The following is an 18619-nucleotide window of genomic DNA, read 5'->3' as shown; positions in this document are numbered from 1 at the left end:
TTTTCCTTTCTGTAGACTCTAATGGACAGTATAGCCATCAAGCCTTGGACAGATAACCCCGTCAACAATTGGACCTTTGAATGCAGCATTAACAATATTTATGCAGTATCAAATAAGGCAGATGTTCTTTGGAGAGTAAAAAGTTTAGTAGTAGATTATCCAAGATTACCTTATGAGCAAATGGTGATTCATGAGGATGGAATTAGGGCAACTGATTTTTACGGACGTCGTGTTTTTATCTCGAAAAATACAGGGCAAATACTGAAAAAAGATATAGTTAAGTAACACTGATACGATTCGAAGAGCATTGGCTGTCACTAAGTCGTTTACGTTCTGACAATGAAAAAAGAAAATGAATAATAGCGAGTGAAATGAGCGTCACAACAGACTATTGTTGTAGCGTTTTTTTTTGCGTACTTGGTTTGTCAAATTAAGCGAGACAGAATATCCTTATCAACATGTTCGTCCACGTGACTCATGAAACACTCAATGGGTGTCTGGTAATCCAATGATTTTCTAGGTATATATTTTCAACTAATGGTTTTGATAGTATATCTGAATTAGTTGGAATTCCAGATGGGAATTATGGAACAATTGAATATAATTTAGGAGAACCTCACCAATTGTCAATACCTAGATGGGATCCTAACCCTGATTCATATCCATATACAGGTCGAGGATTTACAGGTAGTAAAGAGATTGTTTTACCCGAATATTATCAAGAAGCAAGAAAGTTTTTTGAAGGCGATATGATGTATATTAGAGACAGTAAAGCAGGGGAACCAGTATTCAAATTTTTTTGATGGTCATACAAAATCGTGGGTTGAATTTAATTAAGGTGGTGTTAATGTGGGGAAATATGCTAAATATAATAATAAAAATTATCCAGTAAATCTTCGAAATGATAAATATAGATTAAGGAGCAATGAACATGAAAATGGATTTAAAGAATTAGTTGATCTAGGTGGCAATATCCATCATGATATCTTTATAAAAGAAGTAACCCTGGATGAGATAGACCTTTTATTTGAGTTGAAATATAAAATAATATATAAAGGCGAAGAATATGAACCTTTTGCGATAGGGGAACTAGTAATCGATGATGGGAAAATTTCTTTGTTTAGTAGTGATTATGAAAGTGATGGGTTTGAAAAACAAGAACAGTTTGTTATATAAGGGGGTAAATCAATGAATAGTAGAATATTAGAAATGAAAAAAGTTTTAGAAGAATTATTGGCACGCGTTGAAATTAATTATAATGGGGAGATGAATTATCAAATAAATGAAATTAAAAGAGCTCTTAATAATATATAGTCTGATATGGAGTCATCAGAAATTATAAAAAAACTTAGAATTGTTCAAAAAATATTTATCCTCTTAGAGGAGGGGTATCTGATTTTTATGTTTGGAGAAATGATGAAAATGATAGAATAGCAATCAATAATCCTATCGCGGAATTAGGTGATAAGCTATGGAAATTATTGGAGGAATAATTTGATTAACCCTCAATAAGGCCATTAAACATACAAAACTGTATGCTAATTTAGCGATGTGTTTCTTTTAGGCTATTTTCTCAAAGGATGTTAGTTAATGATGTACATTTTTGTTATTTCATTTATAAGGTGTGGTAGTTCGATTGTTGAAAGACAGTTCAGTTCAATTGAATAATGAAACTTGAAAATGAAAAACTTCAATAAATTAAAATATTTGTACATATCGTTTGGGGAAATATGTATAATTGGTAAGGGACGGGGTGATACCAATGTTGAAAACAAATACAGAAATCGTTAAGGGATATAAAGAAATGAATATTCCTTATACTTTATTGAGCGTTGGAGAAAACTCGAAAAGTTTATCCATCTTTCTTCCGGGTGCAGGATATACCGTTCGAAGTCCACTTTTTCATTACTCAAATGATATATTCTTAAATAAGGGTTTTGATGTATTGCAAGTTAATTATCAATACAATGATAAAGTCTATGCCGAATTTAGTATGGAAGAAATATGCGAAGCAATTAAGTACGATGTGAGAACAGTGCTTGATATTGTTTTACAGAAAACTTCGTATGAAAACTTTTATATAATCGGCAAATCTCTTGGGACGATTGCTATGAGCTCAGAGTTAAGTAGGGATATCTTCGAAGAAGCTAAAGCAGTATGGTTAACGCCATTGATTCAAAGGGATGATGTTTTCGATGCAATGGTGAGCAGTACTAATAGGGGGTTATGTTTCATCGGAGATAATGACCATTGTTACATCGAGGAAAGATTTATTCAATTGGCAAACAACTCAAAAATCATTGCGAGACTCATTCCCAACGTCAATCATAGCTTGGAATACGAAAATAACACAGTCGAATCAATTGAGGTTTTAAAAAGTGTAATAACTGACATTAAAAACTTTTAAAAGCATAGCTAATTGTTACCGCATTCCATATTTTTAGTTCCTGGGTAGGTGTACAAGGTGGAAAAGCTGAAGATTTAGCTAAGTTCTTTGATGAAAAATGGAGAAGTATATCGAAAGAACAAATGTCTAAATCCATTGCTGATTCAGGTATTAAAGTAAAAAAACAAATCAACAAAGTTCGCTTTAACACAAATAACTATAGTATGGACTGGCAGAGAAAGTGTGAAGCGAATTAAGAACCACCAGTTCCTAGACCAGTGTTTTTGAAATGCATTCAAAACGTTGAACCTGAATAGTTCAGCGTTTTTTTGTCGTTAAGAAATCACGTGTGTTGATTAACTAAAATTAACCAGGAAATAACTTAATCAAACACTAGGCGCTTCCTGTACAGTATGTTTGATTGCTTGAATTTAACGACTTCTATACGATTACCGAGATGTCTTGATAAAAGCAGCCAAAGATACAATCTTGGCTGCTGAAGCATTCTCTATAGTTTTGTCTTTTTCACATTTTAGGAAGTGTCACTTTCTTATAGACCATCGTATGATTAGAGGCATAAACATTTCTTAAAGTAAGTAAGGAACGCATTGAACAAAGTGCTAGAGTGCCCGAAATTGTATCTTCGGGCACTTACACTCTCCATAGAATATCATCTACTCTTTTCTTCCAAAACAACTGCATTTTTCACTTGAACATTGTAGGAACGCGACAGGCAACCATTCACAACAGGATGACTGAAAAAAGTGCGGCTAGAAGTGACGGAGTCACTTCTAGCCGCACTTGCACCCCTCAGTAAATCAGTCATGAATAGTTAGCCGTAAGCGGGCCAAAAATAGTCCTGTGAAAATTTAGGTCATCAAGCCCTACTCACCAGTATTTTATGCAAGTAAATGGTTAATCAACAGTCGTGTTATTTTCCTCCATTTTAAAAATCTCCCGATAGTCATAGCCTTTTTGAACATATGAATCAATCGACAATTGAATGATTTCGAAGTCTTTGTCGTTCAATTCCCTTACTACTTTTCCCGGTGAACCGACAACCAGCGAACGAGGGGGGATTTTCTTGCCGGGTGGGATTAATGTGTTGGCACCGATAATACATTCTTCACCAATTTCTGCGTGGTCAAGAATTGTAGATCCCATTCCAATAATCGATCGTTTTCCAACTTTGCAACCATGCAGGATGACGTTATGCCCAACAGTAACTTCATCTTCTATAACGACGGGCGCATCTTCATATAAGTGAATGGTTGAATTATCCTGGATGCTGCATCTATTGCCGATTGTAATTGGCCCCTCGTCTCCCCGTAGGACCGTATTAAACCAAATAGTAGATTCTGCCCCAACTTGAACGTCACCAATAACTTTTGCACCCGGAGCGACGAAAACTGATGGATCGAGATCAGGACTTTTCCCTTTAAATGTGATTAACAAAACTATTCCCCCTCAAATTAGTTTACTAATCTTAATTATCTTTTAACTCTTCTTAGCATAACATAATTGCACAGGGGTGGAAGAAAAATGATATACGTTTGTAAAGTGCTTCAAATTCCTTATCCAATCATACAAGGCGGAATGGGAAATATCAGTAATGCAAAACTGACAGCAGCTGTTTCGGAGGCAGGGGGTCTTGGCACAATTGGATGCGGAACAATGACTCCAGATGAAGTAGAAGAAATAATAGTCGAAACGAAAAAACTGACAAAAAAGAATTTCGCTATTAACATCGCAATCAGTGTTTCACCATATACAAAAGAGTTAATTAATCTAGTCTTCAAACATGCTATTTCCGTCGTTTCGCTATCAGCAGGAAATCCAGCGCCTTATATTCCCGCATTACATGAACAAGGCGTGACAGTCATTGCGCTTGTAGCCTCAGTAAAACACGCCCTTAAAGCTGAGGCTGCGGGGGCAGATATTCTTGTGGCAGAAGGGTTTGAAGCAGCGGGCATCAATTCTAACCTGGAACTGACGACATTTACGCTAATCCCGCAAATAGTGAGGAATGTTAACGTTCCGGTAATTGCTGCGGGGGGCATCGGTGACGGCAAAGGGTTGGCAGCTGCGTTGCTGTTAGGGGCGAGTGGTGTACAAATGGGTACCCGTTTAATAGCGACAAAGGAAGCCCCATTTCATGACACGTACAAGCAGAACCTTGTCAATGCAAGTGATACGGAAACGTTACTTATTGGACGCAGTGTAGGGCGATTGAGACGGATATTAAAAACGCCTTATGCAATGAAGCTAAATGTCTTGGAGAAAACAGGAATGACACTGGAGCAATATGGTGACTTGACATCGGAACAACAACATGTCTTGGGTGCGATCGACGGCGATATGGAAAATGGTTTTATCAATAGCGGCCAAATTGCAGGATTAATTGAAAACATCCCGACTGTGAAGGGTCTACTTGATAGCATGATGGAAGAAGCAGAAAATCAACTGAATAAAACGATTGGTGAATTTAGGAAAATACGAAATAAATAAGGAAATTGAATGCCTTTAACTATAACTAAAGTAGGGGATAACGGATGAAGCATGGCTTAAATATAGGTAGGGAAGAGACGATCGAGATAATTGTGACAGAGGATATGCTTGCTTCGTTTGAGGGAGAAGTTGTACACCCCGTCTATTCAACGGTAGCAATGACATATCATATGGAGTGGGTTTCACGAAAAATTATTCTTCCATTTTTGGAAGACCATGAAGAGGGAATGGGTGCATCAGTTCAACTAAAGCATCTTGCTGCATCTCCACTTGGATCTAGAGTTACTTTGACAGCCAGTCTAATTGAGCTTCGTGATAATAGGGTTGTGACAAAAGTTACTGCAGAAAATCATTTAGGGCTTATCGGAAAAGGTGAAGTGATGCAAGTCATATTGCCAAAGGAAAAAATTGCGGAAAAATTGAGTGAAGCTTCATCCTAAAAAAGAGGTTTTGATGGCCAATCTTAAAGGGGAGAATCGAATGATGCTAGCTGAAAGAACGTCAATGACAAAGGAATTTGAACTCTTCGATCGAATGAGTGAGCATGAGCAAGTCGTTTTTTGTAATGACCCTTCAACAGGATTGCGTGCGATTATTGCAATCCATAACACAACGCTTGGACCAGCACTTGGCGGTTGTCGCATGCAACCTTATGGCAGTGTGGAAGAAGCATTAGAAGATGTTCTTCGCCTTTCAAAAGGAATGACCTATAAATGTGCGGCTGCCGATGTCGATTTCGGGGGTGGGAAAGCAGTAATTATCGGGGATCCAAAAACAGATAAATCACCGGAATTGTTCCGCGCGTTCGGTCAATTTGTAAATTCACTGGGCGGCCGTTTTTATACGGGAACGGATATGGGAACGACGATGGATGATTTCGTTCACGCAATGAAAGAAACCAATTTTGTCAATGGGCTTCCTGAAGTATATGGAGGCGGCGGTGACTCATCAATTCCAACAGCAGCAGGTGTTTTGTACGGTATAAAAGCGACCCATCAGATGCTCTATGGAAATGACGAATTAGGCCAACATATCTATGCGATTCAAGGTCTTGGAAAAGTTGGATTCAAAGTTGCAAGCGGATTACTTGAAGCAGGCGCGCGCATTTTCGTAACGGATATTAATGAAGAGAGTCTGCGGGCAATTGAAGAAGTAGCAACAAAAACAACTGGCAGCGTACAAATTGTTGCAAATGAAGCTATTTATTCGCAGGAAGCGGATGTATTTGTTCCGTGTGCATTTGGTGGAATTATTAACGATGCTACAATACCTCAGTTTAAAGTAAAAGCGATTGTAGGTTCGGCTAATAATCAGTTATTAGACGATAGACACGGAAAATTATTGCGAGATAAAGGGATATTATATGCACCGGATTATATCGTCAATTCAGGAGGACTTATTCAAGTGGCGGATGAATTGTATGGCATTAACCATGAACGGGTACTTGTGAAAACGAAACATATCTATGATGCTATTTTAGAAGTGTATGAGGAAGCTGCGTGTAGTGGAAAAACAACAGAGGAATCGGCGAATGCAATGTGTGAGAAAAGAATTGCTGATCGAGGAAGAAGGAATAGCTTTTACTCAGCACCAGCTAAACCAAAGCGGTCGTTTCGCAATCAATCCTGATTGGAGGCAAGTTAAGTGGAACATAACTATCCTATAAAAAGAATAGTAGATGATAAAGGCTTTCTTGTTGACATGAGTTTTGAACAGCAGATAGATGAGGAATTGGTTAAAAACTTGTACTATCACATGTTGCGAATTCGTACATTTGATAGGAAAGCGATTAATTTACAACGACAAGGACGTCTAGGAACTTATGCACCTTTTGAAGGACAAGAAGCCGCTCAAGTTGGAAGCGCTCTCGCATTAAATGATGCGGACTGGGTGTTCCCAACGTATCGTGATCATGGTGCGACGATAACGTTCGGAAAAAGTATGGCCACAACATTTTTATACTGGAATGGGAGAGTAGAAGGTTGTGTGGCTCCGGCAGATAGAAATATATTCCCGCCAGCTGTTCCCATTGCGACTCAACTCCCTCATGCCGCAGGTGCTGCATGGGCTGAAAAGAGAAGAGGAACACAAAATGTAGCAATTGCTTATTTCGGAGATGGTGCTACTTCTGAAGGGGATTTTCATGAAGGATTGAATTTTGCAAGCGTATTCAAAGTACCAGTCGTCTTTTTTAATCAAAATAATGGGTACGCGATTTCGGTTCCGATTGAAAAACAGATGAATTCTGCAACAATAGCACAAAAATCGGTTGCCTATGGTATGCCGGGGTATCGGATAGATGGTAATGATTGTTTTGCGGTTTATTTTGAAACGAAAAAGGCCTTTGACTATGCTCGCAGTGGAAATGGTCCGACATTGATAGAGGCGGTTACTTGGCGGAAAGGTGCCCATACGACTGCTGATGATCCGTCAAAATACCGTCTTGAAAAACAAGGGGAGAATTTTGTTGACCCTCTTATACGATTAGAATTATTTATGAAAAATTATGGCTACTGGAATGATGAGTGGATTCAGGCTACCCAAGAAAAAACGACGGGTGAAGTCGAAGCAGCAGTAGAAGAAATGGAAAAGTTCCCGCAGCCGAATGTGGCCGACGTTTTCGATCATGTATACGCTGAAATGCCAGCTCAACTCGCTGAACAAAAAGAAGCGTACCTTGTACATCTAGGGAGGCGAGATTAATGACCCAATTGAAAGAGTCGAATCGGAAAAATGAAACGACAAAACTGATGACGCTAATTCAAGCGATTAATGATGGCATGCGTTTGATGCTAGAAGAGGATGAACGAATCATCATACTTGGAGAAGATATCGGTAAAAATGGCGGCGTGTTCCGTGCGACAGAAGGACTCCAGGAGCAGTTTGGGGATGATCGGGTAGTCGATACACCACTTTCGGAGGCGGGGATTATTGGCACGTCAATTGGTCTCGCGGTGAATGGTTTTAGACCGGTTGCAGAAATCCAATTCCTTGGTTTTATCTATCCTGCATACGAACAGATTATGACACATGTTTCACGAATTCGAATGCGATCGATGTCCCGTTTCACTGTACCTATGGTTATTCGAGCGCCATACGGGGCAGGGATTCGTGCTCCCGAAATCCATTCTGATAGTACGGAAATTTTATTCACACATATGCCTGGCATCAAGGTTGTCTGTCCGTCTACTCCATACGATGCAAAAGGGCTTTTGATTGCAGCTATGGAGGATCCCGATCCGGTGCTCGTTTTGGAGCCTATGAAAAACTATCGCTCAAAGAGAGAAGAAATACCTGTTGGGAAATATACTGTGGAAATTGGTAAAGGGAAGATTGTACGTAAAGGTTCGTACGTCACACTTATTGCGTGGGGAGCTATGATTTCAATCGCGGAGAAAGCAGCTGAACAGGCCGAGAAAAAGGGGATTAGTTGTGAAATTATCGATCTGCGAACATTGTATCCAATAGACCGTGACATTATTGCGGAGTCCGTGCAAAAGACAACTAGAGCAGTCATCATTCATGAGGCGCATCATACTGGAGGGCTCGGCAACGATATTGTTTCGATAATAAACGATACCGCTTTCCTATATCTACGAGCTCCAATTGAACGCGTGACAGGATTCGACGTACCTGTTCCATTCTTTACACTAGAAGAACATTATCTTCCAACACCGGCACGCGTCGTTGAAGGAATTGAAAAAGTGCTTCATTTTTAAGGAGGTAATGGCATGCTCGAAGTAAAGTTACATGATATCGGAGAAGGCATGACCGAAGGGGAAGTGATCCATTACTTAGTCAAAGTTGGAGATTCGGTTATGACGGATCAGCCGCTTGTCGAAGTACAAACAGACAAAATGGTCGCTGAACTTACTTCTCCCTGCTCAGGTATCGTGAAAGAAATTCGTATTGAAGCAGGGGAAACCGTTCAGGTCGGAACAAGTCTACTTTATATAGAAATTGATGAAGACATTCGGACTGTACAAAAATCATACGTAGAAACGAAGCCAATTGCTGAGGAGAAAGGAATCCCGGTAATTAATGTAGCTGAAAAATCTCGGCCCATACCTTTTAATCGAGTACTTGCTGCACCGTACACACGTAAAATCGCACGAGACAACAACATAAATATTGAAGATGTCCATGCGAGTGATCCCTCTGGAAGAATAACCGAAGATGATGTTTTTCAATTCTTGAAAGGACAACAAACTGAAATGGAACCAAAGAAGGATGGAAGGGTGGAAGAGGTTAGCCAGGAGATTCCTGATGAAATTCCATTTAGAGGAATCCGGAAAAAGATTGCGGAAAAGATGACGAAATCACTCTTTACAATTCCGCATGTTACTCATTTTGACGAAGTTAATATGACGAACTTATTTAAATTGAGAGAGCAATTGATAGTTGCTGGTGAATCAGTTGGTGTTTCAGCATTTCTTATTAAGGCACTCGTTATTTCGTTGAAGGATTTCCCGATATTCAATGCCGAGCTTGATGAAGAAAACAGCCGAATACTACTCAAGAAAAACTATCATATCGGTATCGCGACAAACACAGAAAGCGGTTTACTTGTCCCTGTTATCCATGATGCCGATAAGAAATCAATCAAAGAGATTAACGAAGACGTCAAGGGATTAACGGCAAAAGCAATAGCCGGTAAATTACAGCCGTTTGAAATGCAAAATAGCACATTTACAGTGAGCAATGTAGGACCCCTTGGTAGTACAGGTGCAACACCAATTATCAACTACCCTGAAACAGCCCTAATTGCTTTCCATAAAACGAAAAAACAACCGATTGTTAATGAGTATGATGAAATCGTTATCGGTCATATCATGACACTGTCCATGGCATTTGACCATCGTGTCGCTGATGGCGCGACAGCCATTGCATTTACGAATCGTTTTACAAGCCTAATTGAACAGCCTCATATGCTGATGATGGAGATGATTTAATATGGTTGTTGGGGAAATCAGTCAGGAAAGAAATCTCATTATCATTGGAGGGGGACCAGGTGGCTATTCTGCTGCTATACGTGGTGCGCAGCTTGGTCTCTCGGTGACGTTAATTGAACAGGCTGAAATGGGCGGTGTTTGTTTGAATGAAGGATGTATACCTTCTAAAATTTTTACACATGCAGCAGGTAAGCGCTCAGAAACAGGCCACTTGCAAGAACTTGGAATTGGGAGTATGGATAACCTATTCGATATCAAAAAGCTAGTTACCTATAAAACCAAAGTTATCAATCAGCTCAGGTCTGGCGTAGAAAGTCTATGCAATGAAAACAAGATTGAAATAATCCGTGGCAAAGTTACTTTCCTCGCAATAGATAGAATAGGCGTAGAAAATGGCCATCAATTCGATATTTTTGAATTTGAGCAAGTCATTATCGCGACAGGTAGTTCCCCGAAAATGCCATCTATAATTCTAGATAAAGGGGAAAGAATTCTATTGCCGCATGAACTATTTCAAATGGAAGAGATACCTGAACATCTTATTGTAAGAGGTCAAGATACCATTGCACTTGAAGCAGCCTCAAGTTTTGCGGCATTAGGAGCGCAAGTCAGTATCGTGATTGAAGATCAAGCAGGTTTTCCATTTGATGAATCCATTAATAAGGAATTAAATCGTTTATATAAAAAGCGTAAAATAAAGGTCCATCAAGAACTTGAATTCATTGCAACAAATGAAACAGAGGATGGAATTACACTAACGTTTCAAACGGATAAAAACGTAGAAGAGACAATACGTGGATCACATCTATTCGTCTCTGGAACAAGGAGACCCAATTTAGAGGCTCTTGGCATAAGCCGCTTCGGAATTGTACAAACAGACGAAGGTTTCATAAAGGTAGGCGGAAATATGCAATCATCGATCCCTTCTATTTATGCAATTGGTGATGTAACAGAAGGCCCCAAGTCGGCAGTGAAAGCAATTAAACAAGGAAAAGCTGCTGTGGCGTCAATTGCAGGACAACAAACAGAAGTCGATCTAACATTTATGCCGGTTGTTGCACACACGATTCCACCAATCGTTTCTGTTGGGCTTACGGAACAACGTGCACGCGACTTTGGATTGGCTATTCGTGTCAGTCAATTTGCACTTGGTGGCAACGGATATGCAACAATCACTGGTAAAAAAAATGGGTTTATTAAAGTTATTTCTGATGCAACCACTGAAATCATTCAAGGCATTCATATGATTGGTGAAGGTGCCTTAGAAATGTCAGGTGCGTTTGTGCAGTTACTTGAAATGGCTGCGAAAGAAGAAGATATTAAATTCCCCAATTATGCACATCCGGGATTCAATGAAGGGCTACTAGAAGCGGTAGAGGGGTTAATCGGACAAGCGATTCATGCTGCGCCGGTAAAAAAGAAAGACTTGTTGACGATCTGATTAACTAAAATTCCAGCTAAGCCACTAGAAAAGCTGAGGGAATGATTCCGTTGAATATCGCTTCGGCGCTTAGGGGATCCTCCCGCCATAAGCCAGGTAGCTTCTGCCACACTCTAATGGCTCCGGCTACCCCTGTAAGGCGCCTGCGCTACGTTTGTAAATTACCAGGAGCATTGAGGAAAACTATGTATTCAACTGAATACTAATAACACAGCTTTTAAAGGGGGAAAAGGAATGAAGAACGGATGGGGAAAAATGTTGGCTGTAATTTTTAGTACTACACTCCTACTTGCAGCATGTGGTGATGGTGGAGAAGTTAAGAATCAGGAAACACCCTCGAAGAAATATAAAATAGGTGTCAGCCAAATTGTTGAACACCCATCCCTCAATGCAGCCTATGATGGCTTTAAAAAGGCTATAGAAGATGCAGGTCTTGATGTGGAATATGATGTTCAAATTGCTCAAGGCGATAACAGTGTTAACACAACGATAGCGACAAACCTTGTCAGCGCAGATGTCGATCTAATATTCGCAAACTCAACACCTAGTGCTCAGGCAGCTGCCAGTGCTACAACGGAAATTCCAATCATTTTCACATCGGTAACAGATGCAGTTGGGGCAGAACTCGTTGACTCAATGGAAAGTCCCGGCGGCAATGTAACAGGTACAATTGATGCGCATCCTGATGCAATTACCAATACAATGAAGTTCCTTAAAGAAGAATTGGGAGCAAAAAATGTTGGAATGGTGTTTAACTCTGGAGAGCAAAACTCTCGAGCTCAAGTAGATGCAGTAAAAGAAATGTTGAAAGATATGGATATGACTGTTGTCGAAGCGTCTGTTGCTACATCCGCAGATGTGAAACAAGCGACTGAATCATTGCTTGGTAAAGTAGATTCGATGTACATCATCACAGATAACACGGTTGTATCTGCGCTTGAATCCGTAATTTCAGTCGCTAATGACAATGAAATTCCAATGATGGTTGGTGAATTTGACTCTGTAAAACGAGGTGGTTTAGCAGCATTTGGATTTGAATACTTTGACATCGGTTATGAAGCGGGACAAATGGCTGTGAAAATCTTAAAAGGTGAAAGTAAACCAGCTGATTTACCCGTTCAAATTCCACAAAAATTAAAATTGATTATGAATAAAGACACGGCATCTACTCTAGGGCTCGACATTAAAGACGAATGGAAAGCTGAGTTTAGTGAGTAAATAGGAGGGTGATTCTACATGTTTTCAGCTGTATTTGGCTCTGTAGAGCAAGGAATCATCTATGCAATTATGGCACTTGGCGTGTATATTTCATTCCGAGTGCTGGATTTTCCGGATTTAACGGTTGACGGAAGTTTTGTTACAGGAGCTGGGGTTGCTGCCACGATGATTATCTTCGGATATCATCCGGTGGCTGCTACAGCAGTAGCTATTGTTGTCGGTTTTCTTGCTGGGTGTGTAACCGGCCTCCTGCACACAAAAGGGAAAATCAATGCACTTCTATCTGGGATTTTAATGATGATTGCCTTGTATTCCATAAATTTACGCATAATGGGACTGACGTCTGCGAATTCCATTGGTCGTCCGAATATACCTTTATTAAATGCCGAAACATTGTTTGTCCAGTTCAAAACATTTTGGAGCCCTTTAGGTATCGACACGGCAATTAGTAACTTTTTTAGCATGCTGGGATTCCAACACTTGCCTTCAACCTGGGGTACATTGTTCATCATGATCATTATCGTTTTGCTCATTAAATTTGTCGTCGATTGGTTTTTGAAAACCGAAGTCGGACTTGCGATAAGGGCTACCGGTGATAATAAGAAAATGATTCGTAGTTTATCAGCTAATACAGACACACTCGTTATTGTAGGTCTTGGGTTTTCAAATGCACTTGTTGCCTTTTCCGGAGCACTGATCGCTCAGTACTCGAAGTTTGCTGACATTGGAATGGGAATCGGAATGATTATCATCGGACTAGCTTCCGTTATTATTGGCGAAGCAATTTTCGGTACGAAAACGATTATGCGAACGACATTTGCTGTCATTGCAGGAGCCATTATTTATAGAATTGTACTTGGCCTTGCGCTTAGAGTGGACTTTCTCGATACGGGTGATATGAAATTAATTACAGCTGTTATTGTAATTGGCGCGTTGATTTTACCGCAGTTCTTTGAAAAAAAGCGAGAGAAAAATAGAAAAGCTAAACGCCATGCAGAGCGGTTAATAGAGCATGAACAGTTGCTAATGAGGGAGGGGAATCCCGTTGCTAAAGCTCAGTCAGATTAATAAGTTATTTAATGAAGCAACACCTGATGAAAAAGTTGCATTGGATCAAATTAATCTCACATTAAATCCTGGAGATTTTATGACTGTGATTGGAAGCAACGGTGCCGGGAAATCGACTATGTTAAATATGATTTCAGGTGCTCTTTCTCCTGATTTTGGTGTAATTGAAATTGCTGCTAATGATGTTACAAAAATGCCCGAATATAAGCGTTCACAAATGATTGGAAGGGTATTTCAAGATCCAATGGCGGGGACAGCTCCTACAATGACAATTGAGGAAAACCTTGCAATGGCCTATTCACGAAACAAAAAACGCGCATTAAAAAAGGCAGTTGATAAGAAACGTCGTGAGTTGTTCCGAGAATCTCTTGAAACCCTTCATCTAAATCTTGAAAACCGATTGAATGCAAAGGTAGGAATGCTTTCTGGCGGGGAGAGGCAAGCACTTTCGCTGTTGATGGCTACCTTTACACAACCATCTATTTTGCTTCTTGATGAACACACAGCTGCACTAGATCCAGCACGAGCTGAATTAATCACAAAATTAACAAAGCAACTTGTTGAAAAAGATCAGCTCACAACGCTGATGATCACTCATAATATGCAGCAAGCGCTCGACCTAGGGAACAGGCTTATTATGATGGATAAAGGGCAAATTATTTTAGAAATAGAGGCCGATGAGAAGAGGAAATTAACCATTCCTAAACTGATGGATGAATTCCAACGCATTCGTGGTGAAAAGTTAACGAGCGATAAAGCATTGTTATCGGTGTAATAATTTGTTTTCGTTTGTGCGTAGCAAAGGAGTGGGACGGATGAGCAGGGCGTGGATTAAAGTGTTAGGGGTATGTGAATTAGTTTCAGTGGATGTGAATATAGTTACGAATACAATCAGGATTGAGGACAGTGTGTTAAGTGCTAATGAAATACAACTCGACATTCCGATTACAGGAACGGTTTTCGGTACGTTGCTGAACTATAAGGGGGCACTTGAAAGACTTGGCGATGCTGTAAATGACAAACCATATAGTGCGCCGCCAATCGCACCTGTTCTGTATATTAAACCCGCAAATACTTTCAACCGATACGGTGCAGAAATTCTTATGCCAGCTGGGATATCAAGACTGGAAATGGGGGCGTCACTAGGGTTGGTCATAGGAAAGCAAGCCATTGCTGTGGATGAAGATAATGCGCTGACTTATGTGGCAGGCTATACGATTGTCAACGATGTCAGCGTGCCACATGATAGCGTTTACCGTCCAGCTGTTCAGCACAAAGCACGTGATGGATTTTGTCCTATCGGGCCATGGATTATCGACCGTCAAGAAGTGGATAACCCAGATGATTTAACGATCCGCGTATTCATCAATGATAAACTTCAGCAGGAAAATTCTACCTCGAATTTGATTCGTTCGGTCACTCGTTTACTCGCGGATGTAACCGAGTTCATGACGTTAAATCCTGGTGATGTGTTACTCGTAGGGGTCCCTGAAGATGCACCCCAAGCCGTGATAGGCGATAAAATCCGAGTTGAAATAGCGGGTATTGGCAGTTTAGACAACGTTATTGTAGATGAAAAAGAATTCAAATGGAGCGGGACGATATGAGAAAAGCACGAATAGCGTATGGGGGTTCCATCCATGAAGCAATTGAATGGGAAGGGCAACTCAAATTAAATGATGGTCGACTAGTAGAAGAGAGCAAAGTAACTTGGCTTACGCCGATAGAGCCACGCACGGTATTTGCGTTGGGGCTTAACTATGCGGATCACGCAGCAGAACTTGCGTTTGCCGCGCCATCTGAACCGCTTGTCTTTTTAAAAGGACCGAATACCTTTATAGGGCACCAAGCCTATACGCGTCGCCCCGCGGATGTTATTTATATGCATTATGAGTGTGAGTTGGCCGTCATCATCGGTAAAACAGCTCGAAATGTCAAAAGAGAAGACGCCTACAACTATGTTAAAGGCTATAGTGTCGCTAACGATTATGCAATCAGAGATTATTTAGAAAACTATTACCGTCCCAACTTGCGCGTGAAAAATCGTGATATGGGTACGCCATTCGGCCCGTGGCTTGTTGATGCGATAGATGTTGCTAATCCAATGAATTTAAAATTGACGACGCATGTCAATAACGAGCTCGTTCAAGAAGGAACAACAGCGGATATGATTTTTGATATTCCGGCTCTTATTGAATACTTAAGTAGCTTTATGACGTTGAGTGAAAATGATGTCATTCTTACAGGGACGCCTAAAGGGTCTGTCGATACAGCCGTTGGTGATAAAGTCGTCACGGAAGTTGAGGGAATCGGACGCTTGGTAAATACCATTATCGGAGATGAATCCTTTATAAATCGATAATGTGAAAAGGAGAAGGATCTGCTTGCCACATTTTATTGTAGAGTACACGGATAATATTAAAGATGAAGCGAACATCGCCAAGCTATTTGAAGAGATTCATAAAGTTTTGATTGCACGAGATACGATTTTTCCGATTGGGGGAATTCGCTCAAGAGCGATTGAATTAAAAGAGTTTAGGGTGGCAGATGGTGCTGAGGATGATGCTTTTGTCCATGCCGTGTTGAAAATAGGGGCTGGACGTTCAGAAGAAATAATAAAAGACGTTTGTGATGCGCTATTTGAAGTGATGAAAGAACATTTCTCGCTAGTAATGTCCAAGCGCTATTTAGCATTGTCAATGGAATTAATCGAATTTAGTGAAGCGGGTACTTATAAGAAAAATAATATTCATGCGAGATTTAACAAGGGGTAAAAAATGAGTATATAGTCGGTACTTAATGAATGGAATGTTCTTCCAACACCGCTTAGTCGCTTGGTGATGGCCTTACGCAATAAGCCCGCCAGAAGAACACTGTCGGTCTTATTGCTTCGGCTCACACTTGTCGCTTCTTCGCTAGAATTGTTCGTTATAAGGGCGATTTTACCGCCCAGTAAACTCCAGATAAGGAGTGCTGTATGTATATATATGCTCCACATTTGTTTTTTTATATCCCCAGGCTCCTGGTGATTGTTAGGTGTGAATTTTTCTATTTAGACTACAGTTTCAATAACTGGATTAATACATTTTTCTTCATTGTACTAGTAATTTCCTTATCTATGTAAATTTAGCGTAGGCGCCTTAAAGGGGTAGCCGAAGCCCTAAGACTGGCGGCGAAGCTGCTCGGCTTAGGGCGGGAGGCATCCCCAAGCGCCGCAGCGGATTCATTGGAAACTCTTTATTTCAATACAGTATAGAATTAACAATTAAATTTCACTTTATCCAAAACAAGGAGGGAATAGAATGGGCGCACGAACGGGGAAAGAATATATTGAAGGTATTAAAGAACGGAATACGGAAGTATGGATCCATGGTGAGAAAGTAGACGACGTTACCATTCATCCAGCATTTAAAAATGTAGTGGAAAGTGTTGCAGGTCTTTATGATTTACAACATGAGAAGCCGGAAAAAATGCTCTATACGTCACCGACATCTGGGGAAAAAGTTGGACTTTCTTTTATCGCTCCTAAAACGAAAGAAGATTTGTTCAAAAGACGTGAAATGCATACTGAGTGGGCAACTTTTTCCGGCGGTATGATGGGGCGTTCTCCAGACTATCTGAACACGAGCATTATGGCTTTCGGTACAGCCAGTCAGTTTTTTGCGCAAGAAGGTGGCGGAAGTGATCAATTTGCAAAAAATGCAGCAGATTACTATGAATATGCACGTGAAAATGACATTAGTTTAACCCACACATTAATTCATCCACAGGTAAATAGATCGATGCTAACGCAAGCAGAGCAAAAAGATCCATTTCTCTCCGCACGTATTACGAAAAAGACTTCAGACGGAATTATTGTCAATGGTTGTCGTCTCTTGGCAACATTAGGTGGTATCACTGATGAGCTCGTCGTATTCCCTTCCACAATAAATAGAACGCCAGGTACTACAGATGATCCCTTCGCATTTGCATTTGCAATCCCTAATAATACAAAAGGTTTAAAGTTCCTATCCCGTGAATCATTCGACTATGGTAAAAGCAAATGGGATCACCCACTAGGTGCTAGGTTTGATGAGAGTGATGCAATCATTTCATTTGAAGATGTGTTTGTTCCATGGGAAAGAGTTTTTGTAAGTGAAAGTACTGATATATGTAATCGTACGTATACCGAGACAAATGCGGTTATACATATGACGCATCAAGTTATTTCAAAAAACGTCGTAAAAACGGAGTTCATTCTGGGTGTAGTCATCAGTATGATGGAAGCAATTGGGATTGATAAATTCATGCATGTTAAAGAAAAAGCTAGTGAAATCATGGTTATTTTAGAGGTGATGCGATCACATTTATATAAATCTGAACACAATGCAAAAATCGATCAATACGGTAATATGACACCGGACTTCGAACCACTAAATGCAGCACGTAACTGGTTCCCGAAAATGTATCAACGTATGAATGAAATCATTAAAATTCTAGGCGCTTCAGGATTAATGGCGCTTCCAACTGAAGCAGACTTTGGCAATACAGATGTTGGACCACTAGTTCATCGTTACACACAAGGTGCAACTATTAACGGTGAAGAAAAAGTACAGCTATTCCGCTTAGCATGGGATATTTCTATTAGTGCGTTCGGGAATCGACAAGCTCTCTATGAATATTATTTCTTTGGCGATCCGGTGAGAATGTCGAATGCCTATTATGATGGATTTGATAAGCAACCTTATAAAGACATGGTTACAAACTTTTTAAATAAAACTAAAAAAGAAGCTGGAATAGTATTTTGATAGATCAAATGAACAAAGGTCTACCTGTATAGTCGGCACTTAACAAATAGAGTGTTCTTCAAACGCCGCTTTTTCGCTTGGTGATGGCCTTACGCAATAAGCCCGTCAGAAGATCACTGGGGAGGGATTGAACTGCATCCCTCCTAGGTCTTATTGATCCGGCGCCTGCAGGATGCGGGTGTGCAGCCTTTGCCGCAGGACGCGGCGATATTGGGCTGCCTTTCATTAGTGTCGCTCCTTCGCTAGATTTGTTCGTTAT

General features: G+C 40.3%; 21 protein-coding genes. 19 read left to right on the top strand and 2 right to left on the bottom strand.

Features of this window, described 5'->3' with window-relative positions:
- The first annotated feature begins 21 nt into the window (after window positions 1-21).
- From I2484_RS18960 to I2484_RS18945, 5 genes are all read left to right on the top strand, one after another.
- Window positions 22-285, top strand: a complete 264-nt coding sequence (locus I2484_RS18960) for a hypothetical protein (protein ID WP_207152632.1) — start codon at window positions 22-24, stop codon at window positions 283-285.
- Between the two features lie 338 nt (window positions 286-623).
- On the top strand, window positions 624-803 hold the full coding sequence (locus I2484_RS18955) for a hypothetical protein (protein ID WP_218628061.1): 180 nt from the start codon (window positions 624-626) through the stop codon (window positions 801-803).
- A gap of 46 nt (window positions 804-849) precedes the next feature.
- A complete protein-coding gene (locus tag I2484_RS18950) occupies window positions 850-1176 on the top strand; it encodes a hypothetical protein (RefSeq protein ID WP_207152631.1) in 327 nt (108 codons plus the stop codon).
- Between the two features lie 12 nt (window positions 1177-1188).
- On the top strand, window positions 1189-1314 hold the full coding sequence (locus I2484_RS21685) for a hypothetical protein (RefSeq protein ID WP_255551601.1): 126 nt from the start codon (window positions 1189-1191) through the stop codon (window positions 1312-1314).
- A 448-nt stretch (window positions 1315-1762) separates the two neighbouring features.
- A complete protein-coding gene (locus tag I2484_RS18945) occupies window positions 1763-2407 on the top strand; it encodes an alpha/beta hydrolase (protein ID WP_207152630.1) in 645 nt (214 codons plus the stop codon).
- 894 nt (window positions 2408-3301) lie between these two features.
- On the opposite strand, the gene I2484_RS18940 is transcribed toward I2484_RS18945, so the two are convergent.
- Window positions 3302-3841: a gamma carbonic anhydrase family protein gene (locus I2484_RS18940; RefSeq protein ID WP_207152629.1), complete on the bottom strand. Its 540-nt coding sequence runs from the start codon at window positions 3839-3841 to the stop codon at window positions 3302-3304.
- An 87-nt stretch (window positions 3842-3928) separates the two neighbouring features.
- Here I2484_RS18940 and I2484_RS18935 point away from each other — a divergent pair, with 87 nt between their 5' ends.
- The 14 genes from I2484_RS18935 to hpaB all read left to right on the top strand — a co-directional run bounded on the left by I2484_RS18935 (window position 3929) and on the right by hpaB (window position 18360).
- Complete coding sequence (locus I2484_RS18935; protein WP_207152628.1) at window positions 3929-4894, top strand: NAD(P)H-dependent flavin oxidoreductase; 966 nt, start codon at window positions 3929-3931, stop codon at window positions 4892-4894.
- 44 nt (window positions 4895-4938) lie between these two features.
- Window positions 4939-5334 carry a thioesterase family protein gene (locus tag I2484_RS18930; RefSeq protein WP_207152627.1) on the top strand — a complete coding sequence of 132 codons (396 nt, stop codon included), beginning with the start codon at window positions 4939-4941 and terminating at the stop codon, window positions 5332-5334.
- A 40-nt stretch (window positions 5335-5374) separates the two neighbouring features.
- Window positions 5375-6523, top strand: a complete 1149-nt coding sequence (locus tag I2484_RS18925; protein ID WP_207152626.1) for a Leu/Phe/Val dehydrogenase — start codon at window positions 5375-5377, stop codon at window positions 6521-6523.
- A 15-nt stretch (window positions 6524-6538) separates the two neighbouring features.
- Complete coding sequence (gene pdhA, locus I2484_RS18920) at window positions 6539-7597, top strand: pyruvate dehydrogenase (acetyl-transferring) E1 component subunit alpha (RefSeq protein ID WP_207152625.1); 1059 nt, start codon at window positions 6539-6541, stop codon at window positions 7595-7597.
- A complete protein-coding gene (locus I2484_RS18915; RefSeq protein WP_207152624.1) occupies window positions 7597-8613 on the top strand; it encodes an alpha-ketoacid dehydrogenase subunit beta in 1017 nt (338 codons plus the stop codon). The genes pdhA and I2484_RS18915 overlap by 1 nt, the downstream gene beginning before the upstream one ends.
- Window positions 8614-8625: 12 nt before the next feature.
- Window positions 8626-9846 carry a dihydrolipoamide acetyltransferase family protein gene (locus I2484_RS18910; RefSeq protein ID WP_207152623.1) on the top strand — a complete coding sequence of 407 codons (1221 nt, stop codon included), beginning with the start codon at window positions 8626-8628 and terminating at the stop codon, window positions 9844-9846.
- A 1-nt stretch (window position 9847) separates the two neighbouring features.
- Window positions 9848-11287 carry a dihydrolipoyl dehydrogenase family protein gene (locus tag I2484_RS18905; RefSeq protein ID WP_207152622.1) on the top strand — a complete coding sequence of 480 codons (1440 nt, stop codon included), beginning with the start codon at window positions 9848-9850 and terminating at the stop codon, window positions 11285-11287.
- Between the two features lie 234 nt (window positions 11288-11521).
- Window positions 11522-12505 carry an ABC transporter substrate-binding protein gene (locus I2484_RS18900; RefSeq protein ID WP_207152621.1) on the top strand — a complete coding sequence of 328 codons (984 nt, stop codon included), beginning with the start codon at window positions 11522-11524 and terminating at the stop codon, window positions 12503-12505.
- A gap of 18 nt (window positions 12506-12523) precedes the next feature.
- Window positions 12524-13573 (top strand): ABC transporter permease, encoded by a 1050-nt coding sequence (locus I2484_RS18895; protein WP_207152620.1) that lies wholly within the window; start codon window positions 12524-12526, stop codon window positions 13571-13573.
- On the top strand, window positions 13551-14348 hold the full coding sequence (locus I2484_RS18890; protein ID WP_207152619.1) for an ABC transporter ATP-binding protein: 798 nt from the start codon (window positions 13551-13553) through the stop codon (window positions 14346-14348). The genes I2484_RS18895 and I2484_RS18890 overlap by 23 nt, the downstream gene beginning before the upstream one ends.
- 40 nt (window positions 14349-14388) lie before the next feature.
- Window positions 14389-15180, top strand: a complete 792-nt coding sequence (locus tag I2484_RS18885) for a fumarylacetoacetate hydrolase family protein (protein WP_207152618.1) — start codon at window positions 14389-14391, stop codon at window positions 15178-15180.
- A complete protein-coding gene (locus tag I2484_RS18880) occupies window positions 15177-15935 on the top strand; it encodes a fumarylacetoacetate hydrolase family protein (RefSeq protein WP_207152617.1) in 759 nt (252 codons plus the stop codon). Before I2484_RS18885 ends, I2484_RS18880 begins: the two co-directional genes overlap by 4 nt.
- A gap of 22 nt (window positions 15936-15957) precedes the next feature.
- The gene (locus I2484_RS18875; RefSeq protein ID WP_207152616.1) at window positions 15958-16347 is read left to right on the top strand and encodes a 5-carboxymethyl-2-hydroxymuconate Delta-isomerase; all 390 of its coding nucleotides are present in this window, start codon (window positions 15958-15960) and stop codon (window positions 16345-16347) included.
- Between the two features lie 528 nt (window positions 16348-16875).
- On the top strand, window positions 16876-18360 hold the full coding sequence (hpaB, locus tag I2484_RS18870; protein WP_207152615.1) for a 4-hydroxyphenylacetate 3-monooxygenase, oxygenase component: 1485 nt from the start codon (window positions 16876-16878) through the stop codon (window positions 18358-18360).
- Window positions 18361-18418: 58 nt separating this feature from the next.
- Here hpaB and I2484_RS18865 read toward each other — a convergent pair.
- Window positions 18419-18619 (bottom strand): hypothetical protein (locus tag I2484_RS18865; RefSeq protein ID WP_207152614.1); only part of this gene is annotated, 201 nt, incomplete at its 5' end.

Source organism: Sporosarcina sp. E16_8 (assembly GCF_017347095.1).
GTDB lineage: Bacteria > Bacillota > Bacilli > Bacillales_A > Planococcaceae > Sporosarcina.
The sequence above is the reverse complement of the archived record's forward strand: the minus strand, read 5'-3'. Positions and strand labels throughout refer to the sequence as shown.